The following is a 21,308-nucleotide window of genomic DNA, read 5'->3' on the forward strand; positions in this document are numbered from 1 at the left end:
CTCTGCGCACCATTACATCCCGGCCGCCGGGCGCCCGGATCGGCGCGGGGGCGGTTCTCCCGCCCAGTACCGGAGTACTGGCCGGGGCGCCGTACCGGACCCGGGTCCCGGCCGCGTCCCCTTCCGGCGGCCGACGTCCGCGAGGGGCCCGGCGTGATGGCCTGTGGAGAGCCCCGGGAATCCCTCGCGGGCCGCTCCACCGCCCGGGAAAACAGGGAAAAGACCTCATGATCCGCAAGCTGACCTCGTTCTCCACCCGGCATCGATGGCTGACGGTCGTCGTCTGGACCGTCCTCGGGGCGGCGCTGTCCTTCGTGGGCCAGGCGCTGATGTACGACGTCACCGACTCCCAGTCCGGGAACTTCCTGCCCAAGCAGTACGACTCGGCCGTGGCGCTGCGTACCGCCGAGGAGAAGTTCGGCACCAAGCCCGACGGCAACGCCCTGACGGTCCTGGTCGCCAGAGCGGACGGTGGCAGGCTCACCGAGGCCGACCAGCGGCGGATCACCGGTACCGCGGCCGACCTGGGCCACCGGCGCATCGTCGCGCCCCGGCCCGAGCCGCTGAGGAAGGACCACTCCCAGACCCCGCGGGTCGCCCCCGCAGCCGTGGCCCCGGACAGGAGCTTCCGGCTCCTGACGGTGACGCTCGACGGAAACGCGCAGGACCCGGGCCTCCAGGACGTCTACAAGAAGTTCCGGCACTTCGCGCGGGAGGAGTTCGCGGACGACGGCCTGCGCGCCGGGTTCACCGGCGGCATCGCCTCGACGGTGGACGACGCGGACGCCGAGGAGTCCACGGGGAAGGTCGTCGGCACCCTGACGATGGGCCTCGTCGTCCTGCTGAACGTGCTGGTCTTCCGCAGCCTCGCCGCCGCCCTCGTGCCGTTGATCGCCGTGGCGCTGATCGGCGGTGTCGCCTCGGGCGCGGTGGTCGGCGCGGCGAAGCTCTCCGGCATCGACCTCGACCCGTCCACTCCCTCGCTGATCGGCGTCGTACTCCTCGGCATAGGCATCGACTACTTCCTCTTCCTGATGTTCCGGTTCCGGGAGCAGCTGCGGAACCATCCCGGACAGGACGCCCGGACGGCGGCGGCCGAGACGACCGGGCGGGTGGGCGGCGCCATCACGTCCGCCGCGCTCACCATCGTGGCGGCCTTCGCGACGCTGGGCCTGGCGAGCTTCGGACAGTTCCGGGTCCTGGGTCCCGCCATCGCGATCGCGGTGCTAGTGATGCTCCTGGCGAGCCTCACGCTGATGCCCGCCCTGCTCGCCGTGTTCGGCCGCGGCATGTTCTGGCCCGCACGGGCGTGGAAGAAGGAGCGCACCGGCGGGTTCGCCGCGCGCCTGGGCCACGCGGTGAGCAGCCGGCCGCTGCGCTACGCCCTCGGCAGCCTGGTGCTGCTCGGCGCGCTCGGCGCGGGCGCGCTCGGCATGAGGATGAGCTACGACCAGCAGGGTCTGCACGAGACCGCGGCGGTCACGACGGCCGAGCGGATCTCCCGCAGCCTGCCCGCGGGCGTCTCGGATCCGCACACCGTGTACGTCCGCAGCACCGACGGCGGTGAGATCAAGGCGAGTTCGCTCACCGGGATGACCCGGTCCCTCGGCAGGACGGAAGGCGTCGGGCAGGTGGGCAGGCCGGTGCTCAGCAAGGACCGCACCGCCGCACGGGTCGACCTGTTCCTGAGCGTGGAGTCCGCCACGCAGAAGGCGCGCGACCTGGTCTCGGGCCCCGTCAGAGAGACGGTGGCGCGGACCGCGCCCGAGGGCACCGAGGCCCATGTCACGGGAACGGCGGCCGTCTTCGCCGACATCTCGGCGGCCGTGGAGAAGGACCTGCGCCTGGTGTTCCCGGTCGCGGCCCTGCTGATCGCGGTGATCCTCTTCCTGCTGCTGCGCTCCCTGCTCGCCCCGGTGGTGCTGATGATCGCCGTGGGGCTCGGGTTCCTCGGCACCCTCGGCGCGAGCACCCTTCTCTTCCAGCACGGCCTCGACCGCCCCGGCGTCTCGTTCACGCTGCCGCTGGTGCTGTTCCTCTTCGTCGTCGCCCTCGGTACCGACTACAACATCCTGATCACCGACCGGATCAGGGAGGAGATGGCGAAGCCGGTGACCGCGCGGCACGCGGTGGCCGAGGCGGTGCGGCACACCGCGCCCGCCATCGCCACGGCAGGCATCGTGCTGGCCGGATCCTTCGCCAGTCTGGCCGCGAGCCCCGCCACTCAGGAGATCGGCTTCGCCACCGGCCTCGGCATCCTGCTCTCCTCGATGGTGCTCTCCCTCGTGCTGGTGCCCGCGCTCGCCGCGCTCCTCGGCCGCGGGCTGTGGTGGCCGCGTAGGCCCAAGCGGGCACCGGGCCGCGGCCACGCGCGGCGGGAGCCGTTCGGCGCCCCCGTCCCAGGCCCCGGAGAGGCCCAGTGGGACCGCGAGCTGGACACCGCCCTGCTCAGGTCGGATCAGCGGGGTCGTGGGTGATCAGGTCCCCCGGCTGGCAACGCAGGACATCGCAGATCCTCGACAGGGTCGAGAAGCGGATGGCCTTGGCCCGCCCGTTCTTGAGCACGGAGAGGTTGACGACGGTGATGCCCACCTGCGCGGAGAGTTCGGTGAGCGTCATGCCGCGCTCGGCGAGCACCCGGTCCAGGTGGATCCTGATGGAGTGGGATTCCTCTTTGGGCATCAGATGGTCCCTTCGAGGTCCTCTCGCATACGAACACCCTCGCGCATGACCTTACCCATGATCACCGCGGCGAGGCCGGCGAGAACGGGCATCAGCGATCCGGCGAACTCCGGCCCGGAACCCGCGTTCGGCGCCATGCTGCCGATGAGCCAGGAGTGGGACCAGCCGACGACGAGACTGGCCACCGGCAGGCCGACGGTGACGAACCAGCCGAGCCTGGTCAGCTGTTGAGCCACGGCGTCCGTGAAGGGCCCCTGCCGCACGACCGCCCCGAGGAGCCGGGAGAAGAGCAGCAGCGCGAGGGCGAGGAACAGCAGCCAGGGCAGCGCGCCGCCGAGTTCGGCGGCGCGCTGCGCCGCGGAGGGGCCGTCCTGGCAGAGGCGCGCGGCACTGCTTGCGGCCTGCACGCCCGGGGCGGTCCCCAGGTCGTCCTTGAGCGAGGCGTTCTGCCAGAAGCCGGTCTCGGCGCAGACCGCACCGTCGTCGAGCAGGTGCGTGACCGCCGTGCCGGCGAAGGCCAGTCCGGTGAGGATCGCCAGCGCGGAGGTCACCGAGGCCAGGGCCCTCGTGAGTCGTGAGTTCATTGCGTCGCTCCCTATCGAATATCGATATGCCCACGGTAGGGGAGCATATCGATATTCGACAAGTCCGTGACGCCTGCGCCCGCGGCCGGGGCGTCACACCGCGACCGACTCCTCCATCTCCTCCTCCCGCGCCTCCCGTTCCGCGACGGCCGTGCGCGATCCGGCGGCGGCGGTCGCCGCGGTCCGTCCGCGCCGCTCCCGGAGGGCCGCGGCGCCGACGACGAGCAGGCCGAGGACCAGCCAGCCGGCCAGCGTCCAGACGTGCCCGGCCAGTTCGTGGCCGCCGAAGTACAGGTGGCTGCGGATGCCCTCGACGAATCCCGCGCCGTTCCAGAACGCGTGCAGGGAGCCGAAGAAGCCGTTCTGCAGCTCGGGCCGGAAGAGCCCGCCGGACGTCGTGAAGTTGAGCATCACGAAGAGCACCATCATGGCCAGCGTCGTCCAGCGCTTCAGGAACGTGTGCAGCCCGACGCCGATGAAGAGGATCCCTGCCGAGTACAGCCAGGCCATGGCCCACACGCCCCACAGTCCCTGGTGGACCAGGTGGAAGACCGGCCCCGCGAGCGCCGCGCCGATCAGGCTGACGGCGAACGAGACGCCCACGACGAGCCCGGCGCGGGCCCGCATCCGCAGGCCCGCGCCCGCCGCGCCGAGTACCGCCACCGACGCGTACGAGCCGATGCTCACGGCGACGAGCAGGAAGAAGATCCCCTGGCCCGTCGGGTCGTCGCCGACCGGCGGGGCCACGTCGGTCACCTTCAGCGGCAGGCCCTGCTTGGCGGCGACGGGCGTGAAGATCTTCTGCGTCGCCGTCGCGCTCATGTCGGACCCCGCGCTGGCCACGATCAGCTCGGGCGACTTCGCGTCCGGCAGGTAGGCGCCCGCTATGTCCTGGGACTCGAGCGCGTCGACCGCCTGCTCACGGGAGGCGAGGGTGCGTACGTCCAGGGCGTCGCCCGCCTTGTCCTGGACGGCCCGCGCGAGGGTCTGGGCCTGCTGGCCGGAACCCACGACGGCGACGGGCAGGTCGTTCGGCTCGGGCGTGACGAACGCGCCCATGTAGGCGAGGCCCATGCCGAGGCACATCAGTAGGGGTGTGACCAGGTGGAGCAGGACGTGGCGCAGCGCGTCGCGCAGTCGGGTGGTGGGTTCCGCGGTGGCGGACATGGGGCTTCTCCGGATGTTGGGCGGGTGGGCGGCCGGGGGACGGCCGGATGGCTGGGCGGACGGTTGGCATATACAACTCTACTTTCTGTTGTACTCTACAACCATTCGCGGAGAGGGAGAAATCGTGACCGGTCGAGAAGGGTCCCCGCCCCAGGCGTGGGACGAGTCCATCGAGATCATCCAGCGGGAGATGACCGCGTTCGCCCGGCGGGCGCGGGCCACCGCCGCGCGGATGCACCCCGAGCTCTCGCTCGTGTCCTTCACGCTGCTCAGCCACCTGGAAGACCAGGGCGGCTGCCGGGCCACCGACCTCGCGGCGCACTACACGCTCGACAAGTCGACGATCAGCCGGCAGGTGGGGGTGCTCGAACAGGCCGGGCTCGTCGAGCGGCGACTGGATCCGGCCGACCGCCGGGTGCACGTCCTGCATCTCACCGACCGGGGCGAGGAAGTGCTCGAGCAGGTCGGGGCGGCGCGGCGCGTCGCCTTCCGGGAGCGGCTCGGGGGATGGAGCGAGGCGGATCTGGCGCGGTTCGCGGGGTACTTGCTGCGCTACAACGAGGCGACGGCCGAGACGGCGGCCGACGAGGCGGCCGAGAGGGTGGTCGAGGGGGCGGACGGCGGGGCGCCCGGTCCGACGTAACGCTCCGTGACGTGTTTCGGTAACGGTCCGGTCATTCGGTAACGCTCAGGTAACGCGGCACCGCCGTGGGAGAGGCATTGACTCACCCCGAAGGGTTGACCGTTACCTCCGGCCAAAGGTTGCACGGGTGAGATCTTGTCCCTCGGGTGAACTCCTCCCTAGCTTGAGGTGAACTTACGCCGAACGCCAGGAAGTTGACCCCCATGCGTCGTGACATACCGCCCCTCGCCGAGGTGCGCCGCATCACCGAGAAGAAGCGCGACGCGTGGTGGACCGTGTTGCTGGTCGACCCGGTCGCCACGCCGCTCGTGCGGTTCACCGCGATGCGGACGAGAGTCACGCCCAACCAGATCACGTGGGGCGCGTTCATCCTCGGCCTCGGCTCGGCGGCGTGCTTCGCGCTCGGCGACTGGAAGTGGCTCGCCCTCGGCGCGGTCGTCTACCACTTCAGCTTCATCTTCGACTGCATGGACGGCAAGCTCGCCAGGCTCACCGGCCAGGGCTCGGTCTTCGGCGCCTGGCTGGACTTCGTCTTCGACCGCATCCGCGTCATGGTGTGCGGCGTCGCGCTGATGTGGGGCCAGTACGACCGCACCGACGACACCCTCTACATCTGGCTGGCGCTCGCCGTCGTCGCGCTCGACACCCTGCGCTACATCAACTCGCTGGAGATCTTCAAGATCCGGCACACCATGCGCAAGCAGATCAAGGCGCGCATGCGGGCCGCGCGCCGGGCGCAGAACGAGGCGGAGCTCGCCTTCATGGAGGACCTGCTGCGGGACAACCCGTCGGCGGACATCGAGCAGGACCTGCAACGGGCCGCGGGTGAGGCGCCCTACGCGCAGCCGGCCGAGGAGGGCGCGGCCGACGGGGAGGCGGCCCCGGCGCCCGCCCCCAAGCCCCAAGTGATCGACCTGCACCAGGAGTTCCGCCGGAAGTTCCCCGCCTACCTGCGGGTCCGCTCCTTCCTGCTGCGCCACCGCATCCGCGCGCACCTGGTGAGCGGCATCGAATTCCAGATGGGCGTTTTCATGATCGGCCCGCTCTTCGACGTGGTGATGCCCGCGACGATCGTCTCCGGCGCGCTCCTTCTGGTCTTCGAACTCGCCATCATCTACAAACTGTTGCTCTCGACCCGGGATTTCACCCGGACCATCGACTCCTTCGAGGCGGAGAAGGTTCTGACCACGGTCTGAACCGTGCTCTTCGCCGCGTTCCTTCCGCGCACCGGGCGGGCTGGAATCTCCAGCCCGCCCGGTGGTGCGTGTGAGGCTCAAAGTTGCTGGTGTTACCGGGAGTTGGGGACACTGTGGCCCGGGATGTCCGTTCAGGTGCAACAGATCCGGTTTGTTATTACAGAACCTTGTTGAACAAGTCACAGCTGTATGTAGGTATTGATCTGCGCCCGTCAATCAGACAGGGTTTCGTCCCAACACCCGGAGATCTTCCGGCCCCCAAGGGACGTGGCGACGAAGTTGTTGCTGCGGCGAACCTTTGGCAACACAGCTGAATACCCCCCCACATCCCCCCACATTCACCACGAGGAGACCCCTCTTCATGGCAACTCACAAGCGTGCCCGCACGATGAAGCTCACCGCGGCGATAGCCACCGCTGCCACCGCGGTCGGTGTGACGGTCTTCGCCACCTCCTTCGCCGGCGCGTCCACCCCCGCCGAGGGCAAGGTCTACGGCCTCGACGCCAAGGGCGCCGTCGCCGGCAGCTACATCGTGATGCTCGACGAGAAGGCCGGTAACGACGCCAAGTCCGACCTCGCCGAGGAGTACGGCGGCGAACTCAAGCGGAACTACTCCTCCGCGATCAACGGCTTCTCCGCCAAGGGGCTGAGCGAGACCGAGGCCAAGCGCCTCGCCGCCGACCCGGCCGTCGGCAAGGTCGTCCAGTCCAAGAAGTTCACCATCGACGCCACCCAGGACAACCCGCCGTCGTGGGGCCTGGACCGCATCGACCAGGCGGACACCGCTGGGGACAAGAAGTACACGTACCCCGACGCCGCGGGTGAGGGCGCCACCGCCTACGTCATCGACACCGGCGTCCGCGTCAGCCACAAGGACTTCGGCGGGCGCGCCACCTCCGGCTTCGACGCCGTCGACAACGACGACAACGCCGACGACGGCAACGGCCACGGCACGCACGTCGCCGGCACCATCGCCGGTGACGCGCACGGCGTCGCCAAGAAGGCGAAGATCGTCGCGGTCCGCGTCCTCGACGACCAGGGCTCCGGCACGACCGAGCAGGTCGTCGCGGGTATCGACTGGGTCACCAAGAACCACAAGGGCCCCTCCGTCGCCAACATGAGCCTCGGCGGCGGTGTGGATGAAGCGCTCGACGCGGCCGTCCAGAAGGCGATCGACTCGGGCGTCACCTTCGCGGTGGCCGCGGGCAACGAGTCGACCGACGCCTCCCAGGGCTCCCCGGCCCGCGTGAAGGACGCGATCACGGTCGCCTCCTCCACCAAGGACGACAAGCAGTCCGACTTCTCCAACTACGGCTCCGTCGTGGACATCTACGCCCCGGGCTCGGACATCACGTCCGACTGGAACACCGGTGACGACGCCACGAACACCATCTCCGGTACGTCGATGGCGACCCCGCACGTCGTCGGCGCCGCCGCCGTCTACGTCGCGGCCCACCCGGACGCCAAGCCCGCGGACGTCGCCAAGGCGCTGACCGACGGCGCGACCGCCGACAAGATCTCCAACCCGAGCGAGGGCACGCCCAACAAGCTCCTGAAGGTCGTCGAGTAGTCCTCGCGACCCGCTGAACCGCGGCCGCCGTGCCCACCCCCACGGGGCACGGCGGCCGCTCTATCGTGTCCGTATGGCGATCAGGAGATACGCGGCGCTGCTGCGCGGAATCAACGTCGGCGGCCACAAGAAGGTGCCGATGGCCCAGCTTCGCACCCTCCTCGAAGGGCTCGGGCACGGCGGCGTAGGGACCTATCTGCAGAGCGGCAACGCGGTCTTCACCGCGGACCACGGCGACGAGGATTCGCTCGCTGCCGAGGTGCGGGCGGCGATCGAGGAGCACTTCGGCTTCGCCGTCGACGTCCTGGTGCGCGACGGCGCGTATCTGAAGGCGGTCGCGGACGCGTGCCCGTTCCCGGCGGCCGACCTGGCGCCGAAGCAGCTGCACGTCACTTACTTCTCCGCGCCCGTCACCCCGCCCCGCTTCGCCCCCATCGACCAACCCTCCTTCCTGCCCGAGGAGTTCAAGCTCGGCGACCGCGCCCTGTACCTGTACGCCCCCGAGGGCCTCGGCCGCTCCAAGCTCGCCGAGCAACTGTCCAGGCCCGGCCTGACCAAGGGGGTCATCGCCACCAGCCGCAACTGGAACACGGTGACCCGGCTCGTGGAGATGACCCGTGACTGAGCACGCCGCGGCCGGCCGCACCCCCGCCGTCGAAGCCGCCGTCGAGGCCGCCGTTGAGGCCGAACTGCGCCTCCTCGACCCCGAGGTGCGCTCATCGCCCGAGCTGTTCGGGCCGCTGCTGCACCGGGATTTCACCGAGTTCGGTGCGTCCGGCACCCGGTGGGACCGCGCGTCGATCGTCAAGGTCCTCACGGCGCGCCCGGACCCCGGCAGCCGACCCACCACGGTCTCCCGCATGCGTGGCGCCCAGCTCGCCGACGACGTGGTGCACCTGACCTACGACGCGGACAACAACGGCCGCACGGCGCACCGCAGTTCACTGTGGCGGCGCACGGGGGACGGCTGGCGGCTCTGGTTCCACCAGGGGACGCTGTTCAGCGACGACTGAGACCGGAGCCGGGAAGGCCCGGACGGCCCATACATGCGAAAGTGGCCCGCGCAAAGGGGCTGTGAATGGCCCACAAACGCGTGCCATTCACTGGCTACTGTCGAGGCATGACAGAGACGGCCGCAGCAGTCGGCACCACCGCTCACGCCCCGGCCCGGGTCGACTTCTACTTCGACCCGGCCTGCCCGTTCGCCTGGATCACCTCGCGCTGGATCCTGGAGGTCGAGCGCCACCGCGCCCTCGACGTCCGGTTCCACGTGATGAGCCTCTACTTCCACAACGAGGGCAACGAACTGCCCGACTGGTACCGCGACCTGGTCGACCGCTCGCTCACCCTCACCCGGGTCGCCGCGGCCGTCGCGGACCGGCACGGCGAGGAGGTCCTGCGCGACCTCTACACCGCCTTCGGCGCCCGGGTCCACCAGGAGAAGAACGAGGACTTCGACGAGGTCGCCGCGCAGGCCCTGGCCGAACTCGGACTGCCGGGCGACCTCGCGACCGCGGCACACGACGCCTCGTACGACGAGGCGCTGCGCCGCAGCCACGACGCTGGCAAGGACCCCGAGGCCGACGGCTATGTCGGCACGCCGACGATCCACGTCGACGGCACCGTCTGGTTCGGTCCCGTGCTGCGCGCCATCCCGCGCGGCGAGGAGGCCGCCCGCCTCTTCGACAGCTTCCGCGTCCTCGCGGGCCACCCGGACCTCTTCGAACTGAAGCGCACCCGCACCGGCGGCCTGGACTTCTCCTGACGCCGGAACCCAGGTCATGCCCGACCGCGGCCGGCTGACAGAGCGCGCATGCCCCACGCCTCCGAATTTGCGTGAGAGCGCACTCCAACTCCTAGGTTCGGCGCATGCGATACATCAAACTCGGAACGACCGGCCTGGAAGTCTCCGCCATCGCCCTCGGCTGCATGAGCTTCGGAGAGCCGGACCGGGGCGGCGAGCCCTGGTCGCTGGGCGAGGACGCCAGCCGGGACATCATCAAGCAGGCCCTTGAGAGCGGTGTCAACTTCCTCGACACGGCCAATGGGTACAGCGCCGGAAGCAGCGAGGAGATCGTCGGCCGGGCGGTCAAGGACTTCACCCGGCGCGAGGAGGTCGTTCTCTCCACCAAGGTCTGGATGCGGATGCGGCCCGGCCCCAACGGCGCCGGGCTGTCCCGCAAGGCGATCTTCGCCGAGCTCGACGCCTCCCTGAAGCGGCTGGGAACCGACTACATCGACCTGTACCAGATCCACCGCTGGGACTACGACACCCCGATCGAGGAAACCCTCGAGGCGCTGCACGACGCGGTCAAGTCGGGGAAGGTCCGCTACATCGGCGCTTCTTCCATGTACGCCTGGCAGTTCGCCAAGGCCCTGTACCTGGCTGACCTGAACGGCTGGACCCGGTTCGTGTCGATGCAGGACCACTACAACCTCATCCACCGAGAAGCAGAGCGGGAGATGCTCCCGCTCTGCGCCGACCAGGGCATCGGCGTGATCCCATGGAGCCCGCTTGCGCGGGGCAGGCTGACGCGGCTCCGGGACACCACCACGGCGCGTGCCGCGACAGACCCGGGCGGCAAGATCCTCTACCGCGATGGAGATGAGGCTGTGGCCGAGCGCGTCCACGAGATCGCGGGCAAGCGGGGTCTGTCCCCGGCTCAGGTCGCCCTGGCCTGGGTCATGCGCAACCCGGCGGTGACCTCGCCCATCGTCGGAGTCACCAAGCCGGCCCAGCTGGCCGACGCGGTCGCCGCGGTGGACGTCGAACTCGACGAGGACGAGGCCGCCTGCCTGGAGGAGCCCTACCAGCCGCACGAGGCCGCCTACCTGGAGGAGTCCTTCTACAAGTCGCGCCCTGTGGCGGGCTCCCGGTAGGCCGGGCTACCGCCGGGCCTTCGACGAGGTGAGGGGGCGGACGCTCGCACGGCAAGCGGTTTCCCCCGCCGGTCGCCGAGACCCCGGCGCCTCACCCCACCGCCCGCGGCAGCCCGATCGGGTTCGGGAACGGCAGGACGTCGGAGTCCAGGATGTGGCGGGCCGCGGGCTCCAGCGCGGTGAGGAGGTCGTCCGTCTCGGCCCTCGCCAGGGGGCGAAGCAGCCGGGCCGCGAGGCGGTCCGTGTCGTCCTCGATCAACTCGCGCTCGGTCAAACCGCGTTCGGTGACGCGACCCGTCGCGTCGAGCAGTGCCCGGCCGCGCAGCCGGTCCACGGCCACCGCCCACTCCTCCTCGCTCCAGCCCCGGTCCTGTCGGATGCCGGCCGGGTCCACCCGGTTGGTCGCGGCGGCCAGGACGAGGCTCTCGCGGGCGTCCAGGCCGTGGTCGGCGAGGACCGCCACGTGCGCGTCGCCCCTGAACTCGCGAACGCAGGTGGCCTGTTGCCACAGGCGCTCGACGGGGTCGGCGCGGTGGGCCAGGTCGCGGTTGGCGGCGAACAGTGGGCGGGCCAGCGACGGGGCGTCGTCGATCATCGCCGTCAGCGGGGCGTCGACCGCGGCGGCCAGCGCGTCGACGGACGGGACGAGGCGGCGCAGGGCGGCAGCGGTGAGGCGGGCACGTTCCTCGACGACCCGGTCCGGCGACGCGTACTCCCAGGCGGACGGCAGGGAGCGGGCCACCATGCCCGGCGCGAAGACACCGAGTGCCGCGGCCGCCACTCCTGGGCCGACCCGGCCCATCGGTGCGGTGCGGGCGGCGAAGTACCCCATCCAGAAGCCCTTGAGGCCCACGGATCTGCCGAGACCGCGGCAGCGCTCCTCGAAATAGACCACCGCGTGCAGGGGTTCGGTCCGCAGCCACAGTGTGCGCGATCGGCTCGGGGTCATGAACCCACAAGCTAGGCCAGTGCGGGAATCCGCGCCAGGGGACCAACGGGGCAGGTGCCGGGGGCATAGGCCTCGTCGTAGCGCCGCAGGAGCAGTCGGGCCACCGCGGGAGCGGGACCGAGCACGTCGGCGAGTACGTCGGCGTCGGCCGCGCCCCGCGCGATGCGGTCCGGCAGGAAGCCGGGAGCCAGGACGTAGGGCGCGACGGCCACCCGCCGCACCCCCTCCACGGCCCGCAGTGCCCGCACGGCGTCCTCCGTGCGGGGCAGCGGTGCGGAGGCGAACGCAGGCCGCACGGCGCACCAACCGGTGTGCCGCCACTCCCGCGCGATGTCAGCGATCACTGCGATCGCCTCCGGGTCCGATGACCCCGCCGAGGCCAGCACGACCCCGGTCGAGGGCTTGTCGGCAGGGTCGAGCCCCGCCTCGTACAGCCGCTGCTCCAGGGCGCTCAGGAGCAGCGGGGAGGGGCCGAGGACCGCGGCCTGGCGGACGCGCAGGCGGGACGGCGCCTCGCGCAGCACCGAGGGGATGTCCGACTTGGCGTGGAACGCCCGGGTCAGCAGCAGCGGTTGGGCCACCACGTCGCGCACGCCCTCGGCGGCGAGCCTCTCCAGCACATCGGGAACGGTCGGTGCGTTGAAGTCCAGGAAGGCCGTCTCCACCCGCAGTCCCGGGCGCAGTGAGCGCACCCGGCGCACCAGAGCGCGCACGGTCGCGGCATGCCGCGGATCGCGGCTGCCGTGGGCGATGAGGAGGAGTACGGGGCGGTTCACGGCGGTTCAGCTCCTCACGAGGAGGCCGCGGCTGCGCAGGACGCGCCGCTCCAGCGGGCTGAAGATGAGCAGGTCGATGGCGATGCCGACGATGAGGATGAGGAAGATGGCCAGGAAGATCATGGGCATGGAGCTGGCGTTGCGGCCGTTCTCCAGGAGCTGGCCGAGGCCCACGCCAAGTTCGGGCGAGGAGGCGATGATCTCGGCGGCCATAAGCGAGCGCCAGGAGAACGCCCAGCCCTGCTTGAGCCCCGCGAGATAGCCGGGCAGCGCCGCCGGGAGCACGATGTGCCAGGTGTGCCGCAGGCCCGTCGCGCCGAGTGTGCGGCCCGCGCGCAGATACAGCGGCGGCACCTGGTCGACGCCGGAGACCAGGCCGTTGGCGATGGAGGGCACCGCGCCGAGCAGGATGACCGCGTACATCATCCTGTTCTCGAGACCGAGCCAGAGCACCGCCGGCGGGACCCACGCCACGGAGGGCAGGGACTGAAGGCCGGAGAGGATCGGCCCGATCGCGGCCCTGACGAACCGGACCCGGGCCACGAGGAGGCCGAGCGGCGTGCCGATCGCGAGGGCGAGCAGGAAGCCGAGCAGCCCGCGCGAGACGGAGGTCCAGATGTAGTCGAGGAGCGTGCCCTGCACCCAGGCCGCGTGCACCTCGTCCCAGACGGCGGACGGCGAGGGCAGCTTGCTCGGGTCGTCGACGATGTCGAAGGTGACCAGCCCCTGCCACACGAGGAGCACCAGCAGCACGGCGGTGAGCGGCGGCAGGACCTTCTGCACCAGGACCTCGCGCACCGGCGTACGGGTGGGCCCGGCGTTCGACTCCAGCGCGTCCAGACCCGCCTCGAGACCGGCGAGGTCCTGGCCGTCCCCGGCCGACTTGACCGGGCCGGTCGTCTCAGTCCTTGCCATGGCGGCGGATCTCCCCACGCAGTTGTTCGGTGATCTCGACGGACAGTTCCGCCACGGCGGTGTCCTCGATGCGGCGCGGGTGCTCGATGTCGACCCGCCACTCGTGCGCCACCCGGCCGGGACGCGAGGAGAGGAGCACGACGCGCTGCGCGAGGCGCACGGCCTCGCGGACGTTGTGCGTGACGAAGAGGACGGAGACGTTCGTCTCGCGCCAGATGCGGGTCAGTTCGTCGTGCAGCACGTCGCGGGTGATCGCGTCGAGCGCCGCGAACGGCTCGTCCATCAGGAGCAGCCTGCTGTCCTGGGCGAGCGCGCGGGCCAGCGCGACGCGCTGGCGCATGCCGCCGGACAGCTCGTGCACCCGCTTGCCGTACGCGCCCCGCAGCCGGACGAGTTCGAGCAGCTCCTCGGCCTTCGGGCGGCGCTCGGCCTTCGCCACGCCGCGCAGTTGCAGGGCGAGTTCGATGTTCTTGCCCGCGGTCAGCCACGGGAAGAGCGCGTGCTCCTGGAACATCAGCGCCGGGCGGCCATCCGTCGTGATGGCGCCGGCGGACGGCTTGTCGAGCCCGGCGACCAGATTGAGCAGCGTCGACTTCCCGCAGCCCGAGGCGCCCAGGAGGGTGACGAACTCGCCCGGCGCGACGTCGAGCGTGATGTCGTCCAGGACGAGCTGGGGCCCGGCGGGGCCGCCGAAGGACTTCGAGACGTGCTCGATCCTTGCGGCGTGCGCGGCCGTGGTGCGGACGTCCTCCGCGGCCTTGGCGAGAGTGGTAGCCATGGTCGTCACCTCCTGGGAACGGTCGTCTTGCGGGGCTACTTGACGCCGAGGCCGGCGTCGTCGACCGGGGGCTTGCCCGCGGCCTTCAGGACCTTGTTCAGCGGGCCGAGGTCGTAGATGCCCTTGAGATCGGGCTTCTCCAGGAGACCGGCCTTGACCGCGTGGTCCGCCTCCGCGTCGAGCGTCGCGGCCAGCGGGTCGTCGGTCGTGCTGATCGACTTCCACGCCGGGTCGAGCACGCCCGCGGGCAGCGGCTTGCCGACGTCGGCCTTCAGGCGGGCGTTCGCGGCGGCCTTCGCCTTCTCGGGGTTCTTCGCGATCCACGCGTTGGTCTTCACGGCGCCGCGCAGCACGGCCTCCACGACCTTCGGGTGCTCTTTGAGGAACTCCTGCCGCACGATGATGTTGGTGATCACGAACTTCTTGTCCGGCCACAGGTCGGCCTCGTCGAGCAGCACCTTGCCGCCCTCGGCGACCAGCTTGGACGCGGTCGGCTCCGGGACCCAGGCGCCGTCGACCGAGCCGGACTTGTAGGCGTCCGGGGTGATCTTGTTGTCGGTGCGGACCACCGACACGTCGCCCTTGCCGCTCTGCGCGTCGGTCTTCCAGCCCTGCTCGGAGATCCAGTTGAGGAAGGCAACGTCCTGGGTGTTGCCGAGCTGCGGCGTCGCGATCTTCTTGCCCTTGACGTCCTTCAGCGACTTGATCTTCTCGGGGTTCACCACGAGCTTCACGCCGCCGGACGCCGAGCCGCCGATGATCCGCAGGTTCTTGCCCTGCGACTTGGTGTAGCCGTTGATGGCGGGCGACGGGCCGATCCAGCCGATGTCGATGGAGCCCGCATTGAGCGCCTCGATCTCCGAGGGCCCGGCGTTGAACTGGGAGTACTTCGCCTCCGTACCGCCGAGTTCCTTCTGGAAGAGCCCCTCCTGGTTGCCGACGAGGGCGGTGGCGTGGGTGAGGTTCGGGAAGTACCCGATCTTCACGCTGTCCAGGCCGTCGATCTTCTTGGCGCCGGCGGCGACCTTGGCCTTGCCCTCGTCGGCCGAGTCGGTGTCGGAGCCGTATCCGCAGGCGCCGAGCGCCAGGGCAAGGAGGGGGAGCGCCGTCAGGGCGGCGATTCGGGTACGTGGGGCAGGCACGGGAGGGGGTCCTCTCGTCGGCCCGGAACGCACGCCGTCAGGGCGTGGCCGGGAGGTCGGCAGGTCTTCGTCGTCGTACGGAGCGGCCCCCGGAGCGGGGGCGGGCGAGGGCGCGCATGCGGTGCGCGTACGTCAGCGCGCACATCGGGAGACCCCGCCCTGCCCGCTGCCGAGGGCGCCGCTGCCGATGCGGCCGCCCTCCTTGGCGAACGTCGCGAACACGTCGGCGTACCTCATCTCAGAAGTCCCAGCCCTCGTCGTCCGCGGGCGCGGCGGTCTCCACCGCGGCGTCGGCGGCCGCGGCGAACGCGTCGCCCGCCATGCCCGCCGCGAGCGTCGTGCCGTCCGCCGGGTCGATCAGCAGGAAGGAACCGGTGCGGCGCGAGTCGGCGTACGCGTCGACCGCGAGCGGCTCGGCGGTGCGGACCCGCACGCGGCCGATGTCGTTGGCGACGAGCCGGCCGGGCTCCGGGTGCTGGGAGAGGTCGTCGAGGGTGAGCCGCGACGGGATCTCCTTGACGATCGCCTTGACCGTACGGGTGGTGTGCTTGAGCAGGACCCGCTGGCCGACGGTGAGCGCGGTGTCCGCCACGTGGCAGACCGTCGCCTCGATGTCCTGCGTGGTCGGCGGGGCGTCGCCGCTCGGCACGATCAGGTCGCCGCGCGAGATGTCGATGTCGTCGGCCAGGAGCAGGGTGACGGACTGCGGCGTCCAGGCCACGTCCACCGCCTTGCCGAGCAGGTCGATGCCGGTGATCGTCGAGCCGCGGCCGGACGGCAGCACCGTCACGGACTCGCCGACGCGGAAGGTGCCGGCCGCGATCTGGCCCGCGTAGCCGCGGTAGTCGGGGTGTTCGGCGGTCTGCGGGCGGATCACGTACTGCACGGGCAGGCGCGCGTGGCAGGAGGCCAGGTCGTGGCTGACCGGGACCGTCTCCAGGTGCTCCAGGACGGTCGGGCCGCCGTACCAGTCCATGTTGGAGGACGGTTCCACGACGTTGTCGCCGGCCAGCGCCGAGATCGGGATGGCGGTGATCTCCGGGACGCCCAGCTCGCTCGCGTACGCGGTGAACTCCTCGGCGATCCTCGCGAACACCTTCTCCTCGTACGCGACGAGGTCCATCTTGTTCACGGCGAGGACGACGTGCGGGACGCGCAGGAGGGCGGCGACGGCGGCGTGCCTGCGGGTCTGCTCGATGACGCCGTTGCGGGCGTCCACGAGGACCACGGCGAGGTCGGCCGTGGACGCGCCGGTCACCATGTTCCTGGTGTACTGCACGTGGCCCGGGGTGTCGGCGAGGATGAACCGGCGCCGCGCCGTGGCGAAGTAGCGGTACGCGACGTCGATGGTGATGCCCTGCTCCCGCTCGGCGCGCAGGCCGTCGGTGAGCAGCGCGAGGTCGGGGGCGGCCTGGCCGCGGTCCTGCGAGACCCGCTCCACGGCCTCCAGCTGGTCGGTGAGGACCGACTTGGAGTCGTGGAGCAGGCGGCCCACCAGGGTGGACTTGCCGTCGTCGACGGAGCCCGCGGTGGCGAACCGCAGCAGGGTGGTGGCCGACAACTGCTCGGTGGAGAGCGGCTGTACGGGCTCGGTGGTGCTGTTGCTCATGGTTAGAAGTACCCCTCGCGCTTGCGGTCTTCCATCGCGGCCTCGGAGAGCTTGTCGTCGGCCCGGGTGGCTCCGCGCTCGGTGAGGCGGGACGCGGCGATCTCGGTGATGACGGCTTCCAGCGTCGTCGCGTCGGAGTCGACGGCGCCGGTGCAGGACATGTCGCCCACCGTGCGGTAGCGGACCAGCCGCCGCTCGACCGTCTCGCCCTCCTTCGGGCCGCCCCAGTCCCCGGCGGTCAGCCACATCCCGGAGCGCTTGAAGACGTCCCGCTCGTGCGCGAAGTAGATGCCCGGGAGCTCGATCTTCTCGCGGGCGATGTACTGCCAGACGTCCAGCTCGGTCCAGTTGGAGAGCGGGAAGACGCGGACGTGCTCGCCGGGCGCGTGCCGGCCGTTGTAGAGCTGCCAGAGCTCGGGGCGCTGGCGGCGCGGGTTCCACTGCGAGAACTCGTCGCGCAGCGAGAACACCCGCTCCTTGGCGCGCGCCTTCTCCTCGTCGCGCCGCCCGCCGCCGAACACGGCGTCGAACCGCTCGCTCTGGATCTTCTCCGTCAACGGCACGGTCTGCAGCGGGTTGCGGGTGCCGTCCGGGCGCTCGCGCAGCTTGCCCGCGTCGATGTACTCCTGCACGGAGGCGACGTGCAGCCGCAGCCCGTGCTCGGCGACGACGCGGTCGCGGTACTCGATGACCTCGGGGAAGTTGTGCCCGGTGTCGACGTGGAGGAGCGAGAAGGGGACCGCCGCCGGGGCGAACGCCTTCAGCGCCAGGTGCAGCATGAGGATGGAGTCCTTGCCGCCGGAGAAGAGGATCACCGGCCGCTCGAACTCGCCCGCCACCTCGCGGAAGATGTGCACCGCCTCGGACTCCAGGGCGTCCAGGTGGCTGAGCGCGTACGGGCTGTCCGTCTCCTCGGAGACGCCTGCGACGGTCGTCATGCGAGACCCCTCTCGGTGAGCAGCGCGTGCACGGCCGCCGCTGACTCCTGCACGGTCTGGTCCTGCGACTCGATGCGCAGATCGGGCGAGTCGGGCTCCTCGTACGGGTCGTCGACACCGGTGAGCCCGGATATCTCGCCCGTCGCCTGCTTGGCGTACAGGCCCTTCACATCGCGTACGGAGCACACCTCGACCGGCGTCGCGACATGCACCTCGACATATGCGGTGCCGGTCTCCTGGTGGCGCTTCCTGACCGCCTCGCGGCTGTCCGCGAACGGCGCGATGACCGGTACGAGCGCCAGCACGCCGTTGCGGGCGAGGAGTTCGGCGACGAAGCCGATGCGCTGCACGTTGGTGTGCCGGTCCGCGCGGCTGAAGCCGAGGCCCGCCGAGAGGAACTCGCGGATCTCGTCGCCGTCGAGCACCTCGACGCGGCGGCCCTCCGCGCGCAGCCGGCCCGCCAGTTCGTACGCGATGGTGGTCTTGCCGGCGCTGGGCAGGCCGGTGAGCCAGACGGTGGCTCCGGTCGTCACGTGTTTCTCCTGAACTTCTCGCTGTGCCGCGGTCATCCGTGGATCCCGCACTCGGTCTTGGCGTTCCCGGCCCAGCGGCCGGCCCGGGACTCCTCGCCCGCGAGGAGTCGGCGGGTGCAGGGGGCGCAGCCGACCGAGCCGTAGCCGTCCATCAGGAGCGGGTTGGTGAGGACGCCGTGCTCGGCGGCGTACGCGTCCACGTCGTCCTGGCTCCAGCGGGCGATCGGCGAGATCTTGACCTTGCGGCGCTTCTCGTCCCAGCCGACGACCGGGGTGTTCGCGCGGGTCGGCGACTCGTCGCGGCGCAGCCCGGTCGCCCATGCCGCGTACCCCTCGAGGCCCTCCGTCAGGGGCTGCACCTTGCGCAGCCTGCAGCAGAGGTCGGGGTCGCGGTCGTGCAGCTTCGGGCCGTACTCGGCGTCCTGCTCGGCGACGGTCTGACGCGGTGTCAGGGTGATGACGTTGACGTCCATCACGGCCTCGACGGCGTCGCGGGTACCGATGGTCTCCGGGAAGTGGTAGCCGGTGTCCAGGAAGACGACGTCGACGCCGGGCCTGGCCCGCGCGGCGAGGTGGGCGACGACGGCGTCCTCCATGGACGAGGTCACGCAGAACCGCGCGCCGAAGGTGTCGGCGGCCCACTGGAGGATCTCCAGGGCCGACGCGTCCTCCAGGTCGCGCCCTGCCTGCTCGGTGAGTGCCTTCAACTCGTCCTCGGTGTACCGCAGTTGGTCCTGAGCGGTCGTCATGTCCGGTCCTCTCCACCGCTGGTGTGCTGAACGCCCCGGGCGAGCAGCCCGAGGAACTTCAGCTGAAAGGCGCGATTGCAGGCCGCGCATTCCCAGGCGCCGTGACCGGTCTCGTTCGGACGCAGGTCCTCGTCGCCGCAGTACGGGCAGTGGAAGGGGGTGGCACGCTCGCTCACTTGAGGGCCTCCTCGGACGCGCGGGCCGTCCAGGCGGCGAACCGCTCGCCGTCCTCGCGCTCGGCCTGGAAGCGCCCCAGGACCCGCTCGATGTAGTCGGGCAGCTCGGTGGCGGTGACCTTCAGGCCGCGGACCTTGCGGCCGAAGCCGGCCTCCAGGCCGAGCGCGCCGCCCAGGTGCACCTGGTAGCCCTCGACCTGGTTGCCCTCGTCGTCCAGGACCAGCTGGCCCTTGAGGCCGATGTCGGCGACCTGGATGCGGGCGCAGGCGTTGGGGCAGCCGTTGATGTTGATGGTGATCGGCTGGTCGAACTCCGGGATGCGGCGCTCCAGTTCGTCGATGAGCGAGGCGCCGCGCGCCTTGGTCTCGACGATGGCGAGCTTGCAGAACTCGATGCCGGTGCAGGCCATGGTGCCGCGCCTGAAGGGCGAGGCGTTGACCCGCAGGTCCAGCGCCTCAAGGGCGGAGACGAGCGGGTCGACCTGCTCCTGCGCGACGTCGAGCACGATCATCTTCTGCTCGGCGGTGGTGCGGAGCCGGCCCGAGCCGTGCGCCTCGGCGACCTCGGCGATCTTCGTGAGGGTGGCGCCGTCCACGCGGCCGACGCGGGGCGCGAAGCCGACGTAGAAGCGTCCGTCCCGCTGGCGGTGGACGCCGAGGTGGTCGCGCCAGACGTCGGCGGGCTGCTCCGGCGCCGGCCCGTCGACGAGCTTGCGCAGCAGGTACTCGTCCTCAAGGATTTGCCGGAACTTCTCCGGGCCCCAGTCGGCGACGAGGAACTTCAGGCGGGCGCGGTTGCGCAGGCGGCGGTAGCCGTAGTCGCGGAAGATGCCGATGACGCCGCCGAACACGTCGGGCACCTCGTCGAGCGGCACCCAGGCGCCGAGGCGCACACCGAGCTTGGGGTTGGTGGACAGGCCGCCGCCCACCCACAGGTCGAAGCCGGGTCCGTGCTCGGGGTGGTCGACGCCGACGAAGGCGACGTCGTTGATCTCGTGCGCGACGTCGAGCTGCGGGGAACCGGAGATCGCCGTCTTGAACTTGCGCGGCAGGTTCGAGAACTCGGGGTTGCCGATGAAGCGGCGCTGTATCTCGTCGATGGCGGGGGAGCCGTCGATGATCTCGTTCTCGGCGACACCGGCGACGGGCGAGCCGAGGATCACGCGGGGTGTGTCACCGCAGGCCTCGGTCGTCGAGAGCCCCACCGCTTCGAGGCGGCGCCAGATCTCGGGGACGTCCTCGATGCGGATCCAGTGGTACTGGATGTTCTGCCGGTCGGTGAGGTCGGCGGTGCCGCGCGCGAACTCCTGGGACACCTCGCCGATGACGCGCAGCTGCTCGGTGGTCAGCCGGCCGCCGTCGACGCGCACCCGGAGCATGAAGTACTCGTCGTCCAGCTCCTCCGGCTCCAGGATCGCGGTCTTGCCGCCGTCGATCCCGGGCTTGCGCTGGGTGTAGAGGCCCCACCAGCGCATGCGTCCGCGCAGGTCGTTGGGGTCGATGGAGTCGAATCCACGCTTCGAATAGATCGTCTCAATACGTGTCCGCACATTGAGACCGTCGTCGTCCTTCTTGAACTGCTCGTTCCCGTTGAGCGGCGTGAAGTGACCGACGGCCCACTGGCCCTCACCGCGGTGACGGCTCGCCTTGCGACGGGGCGTGGCTGGGGCAGGCTTTTCTGGCGTGGCGGCCATGGTGGTAAGTCCTTCGGGGCAGCGGGTTAGCAGCTCTGACCTGCGGGTATGGCACATGACCGCAAAGCTCTGACACATGCGGAAATGCGCGCGCGACGCTGCGCGGAGAGCGGAATCAGGAAGCGGGGAGCGGCGGTGCTGAGTCGATCAGCAAGCCGGACACATGGCGCTGGACATGCGGCCGAGGTCGACGTGACGTCGACTCACCAAGGCGTTTCCAGTGCGGTCCATGCCGGAAGCGTGTCACGGGACTTTCGGCCCAGTCCAGCATTATCCAAGATGTGGACACCCCTGTCCCGAAGTGTGGGCAGGGGTGTCGTCGGTCAC

The 21,308-nt window shown here is 70.6% G+C and carries 23 protein-coding genes; 8 read left to right on the forward strand and 15 right to left on the reverse strand.

Going from position 1 to position 21,308, the window contains the following annotated elements; translation table 11 throughout:
- Positions 1-227 precede the first annotated feature (227 nt).
- A complete protein-coding gene (locus AC07DI_RS15560) occupies positions 228-2,477 on the forward strand; it encodes an MMPL family transporter (RefSeq protein ID WP_478904837.1) in 2,250 nt (749 codons plus the stop codon).
- Here AC07DI_RS15560 and AC07DI_RS15565 read toward each other — a convergent pair.
- The 3 genes from AC07DI_RS15565 to AC07DI_RS15575 form a co-directional block, all read right to left on the reverse strand.
- On the reverse strand, positions 2,449-2,682 hold the full coding sequence (locus AC07DI_RS15565) for a helix-turn-helix domain-containing protein (RefSeq protein WP_478904838.1): 234 nt from the start codon (positions 2,680-2,682) through the stop codon (positions 2,449-2,451). The two genes, AC07DI_RS15560 and AC07DI_RS15565, sit on opposite strands and share 29 nt — an antisense overlap.
- Positions 2,682-3,266, reverse strand: coding sequence for a DUF2975 domain-containing protein (locus tag AC07DI_RS15570; protein ID WP_478904839.1), 585 nt, complete (start codon positions 3,264-3,266; stop codon positions 2,682-2,684). The genes AC07DI_RS15565 and AC07DI_RS15570 overlap by 1 nt, the downstream gene beginning before the upstream one ends.
- A gap of 93 nt (positions 3,267-3,359) precedes the next feature.
- A complete protein-coding gene (locus AC07DI_RS15575; RefSeq protein ID WP_478904840.1) occupies positions 3,360-4,433 on the reverse strand; it encodes a hypothetical protein in 1,074 nt (357 codons plus the stop codon).
- Positions 4,434-4,623: 190 nt separating this feature from the next.
- Between AC07DI_RS15575 and AC07DI_RS15580 the strand changes: the two genes are divergently transcribed.
- From AC07DI_RS15580 to AC07DI_RS15610, 7 genes are all read left to right on the forward strand, one after another.
- A complete protein-coding gene (locus tag AC07DI_RS15580; RefSeq protein ID WP_478905091.1) occupies positions 4,624-5,076 on the forward strand; it encodes a MarR family winged helix-turn-helix transcriptional regulator in 453 nt (150 codons plus the stop codon).
- 203 nt (positions 5,077-5,279) lie between these two features.
- Complete coding sequence (locus AC07DI_RS15585) at positions 5,280-6,272, forward strand: CDP-alcohol phosphatidyltransferase family protein (protein ID WP_384248513.1); 993 nt, start codon at positions 5,280-5,282, stop codon at positions 6,270-6,272.
- 361 nt (positions 6,273-6,633) lie between these two features.
- The gene (locus AC07DI_RS15590; protein ID WP_478904841.1) at positions 6,634-7,842 is read left to right on the forward strand and encodes a S8 family peptidase; all 1,209 of its coding nucleotides are present in this window, start codon (positions 6,634-6,636) and stop codon (positions 7,840-7,842) included.
- A 73-nt stretch (positions 7,843-7,915) separates the two neighbouring features.
- Positions 7,916-8,467 (forward strand): DUF1697 domain-containing protein, encoded by a 552-nt coding sequence (locus AC07DI_RS15595; RefSeq protein ID WP_478904842.1) that lies wholly within the window; start codon positions 7,916-7,918, stop codon positions 8,465-8,467.
- Positions 8,460-8,855 carry a nuclear transport factor 2 family protein gene (locus AC07DI_RS15600; RefSeq protein WP_478904843.1) on the forward strand — a complete coding sequence of 132 codons (396 nt, stop codon included), beginning with the start codon at positions 8,460-8,462 and terminating at the stop codon, positions 8,853-8,855. The genes AC07DI_RS15595 and AC07DI_RS15600 overlap by 8 nt, the downstream gene beginning before the upstream one ends.
- 107 nt (positions 8,856-8,962) lie before the next feature.
- The gene (locus tag AC07DI_RS15605) at positions 8,963-9,607 is read left to right on the forward strand and encodes a mycothiol-dependent nitroreductase Rv2466c family protein (protein ID WP_478904844.1); all 645 of its coding nucleotides are present in this window, start codon (positions 8,963-8,965) and stop codon (positions 9,605-9,607) included.
- Positions 9,608-9,711: 104 nt separating this feature from the next.
- Positions 9,712-10,722, forward strand: a complete 1,011-nt coding sequence (locus tag AC07DI_RS15610; protein ID WP_478904845.1) for an aldo/keto reductase — start codon at positions 9,712-9,714, stop codon at positions 10,720-10,722.
- Between the two features lie 91 nt (positions 10,723-10,813).
- Here the strand turns inward: AC07DI_RS15610 and AC07DI_RS15615 are convergent, their stop codons facing one another.
- The 12 genes from AC07DI_RS15615 to AC07DI_RS15670 form a co-directional block, all read right to left on the reverse strand.
- Entirely contained in the window at positions 10,814-11,671 is an 858-nt protein-coding gene (locus tag AC07DI_RS15615; protein ID WP_384248506.1) for an SCO6745 family protein, read from the reverse strand.
- Between the two features lie 11 nt (positions 11,672-11,682).
- Positions 11,683-12,447, reverse strand: a complete 765-nt coding sequence (locus AC07DI_RS15620; protein WP_478904846.1) for a sirohydrochlorin chelatase — start codon at positions 12,445-12,447, stop codon at positions 11,683-11,685.
- A 6-nt stretch (positions 12,448-12,453) separates the two neighbouring features.
- On the reverse strand, positions 12,454-13,362 hold the full coding sequence (locus tag AC07DI_RS15625; protein WP_478904847.1) for an ABC transporter permease: 909 nt from the start codon (positions 13,360-13,362) through the stop codon (positions 12,454-12,456).
- Positions 13,349-14,140 (reverse strand): ABC transporter ATP-binding protein, encoded by a 792-nt coding sequence (locus tag AC07DI_RS15630; RefSeq protein WP_478904848.1) that lies wholly within the window; start codon positions 14,138-14,140, stop codon positions 13,349-13,351. Before AC07DI_RS15630 ends, AC07DI_RS15625 begins: the two co-directional genes overlap by 14 nt.
- A gap of 35 nt (positions 14,141-14,175) precedes the next feature.
- Positions 14,176-15,282 (reverse strand): ABC transporter substrate-binding protein, encoded by a 1,107-nt coding sequence (locus AC07DI_RS15635; protein WP_478904849.1) that lies wholly within the window; start codon positions 15,280-15,282, stop codon positions 14,176-14,178.
- Between the two features lie 238 nt (positions 15,283-15,520).
- A complete protein-coding gene (locus AC07DI_RS15640; protein ID WP_478904850.1) occupies positions 15,521-16,891 on the reverse strand; it encodes a sulfate adenylyltransferase subunit 1 in 1,371 nt (456 codons plus the stop codon).
- Positions 16,892-16,893: 2 nt separating this feature from the next.
- The gene (gene cysD, locus AC07DI_RS15645) at positions 16,894-17,829 is read right to left on the reverse strand and encodes a sulfate adenylyltransferase subunit CysD (protein WP_478904851.1); all 936 of its coding nucleotides are present in this window, start codon (positions 17,827-17,829) and stop codon (positions 16,894-16,896) included.
- Complete coding sequence (cysC, locus tag AC07DI_RS15650) at positions 17,826-18,398, reverse strand: adenylyl-sulfate kinase (protein WP_478904852.1); 573 nt, start codon at positions 18,396-18,398, stop codon at positions 17,826-17,828. The genes cysD and cysC overlap by 4 nt, the downstream gene beginning before the upstream one ends.
- Positions 18,395-19,111 carry a phosphoadenylyl-sulfate reductase gene (locus AC07DI_RS15655; protein WP_478904853.1) on the reverse strand — a complete coding sequence of 239 codons (717 nt, stop codon included), beginning with the start codon at positions 19,109-19,111 and terminating at the stop codon, positions 18,395-18,397. Before AC07DI_RS15655 ends, cysC begins: the two co-directional genes overlap by 4 nt.
- Positions 19,108-19,287, reverse strand: coding sequence for a hypothetical protein (locus AC07DI_RS15660; RefSeq protein WP_478904854.1), 180 nt, complete (start codon positions 19,285-19,287; stop codon positions 19,108-19,110). Before AC07DI_RS15660 ends, AC07DI_RS15655 begins: the two co-directional genes overlap by 4 nt.
- Positions 19,284-20,981: a nitrite/sulfite reductase gene (locus AC07DI_RS15665; RefSeq protein WP_478904855.1), complete on the reverse strand. Its 1,698-nt coding sequence runs from the start codon at positions 20,979-20,981 to the stop codon at positions 19,284-19,286. The genes AC07DI_RS15660 and AC07DI_RS15665 overlap by 4 nt, the downstream gene beginning before the upstream one ends.
- A 147-nt stretch (positions 20,982-21,128) precedes the next feature.
- Positions 21,129-21,212 carry a putative leader peptide gene (locus AC07DI_RS15670; RefSeq protein WP_317850486.1) on the reverse strand — a complete coding sequence of 28 codons (84 nt, stop codon included), beginning with the start codon at positions 21,210-21,212 and terminating at the stop codon, positions 21,129-21,131.
- Between the last annotated feature and the right edge of the window lie 96 nt (positions 21,213-21,308).

It is taken from the genome of Streptomyces sp. NPDC044106 (assembly GCF_056433985.1).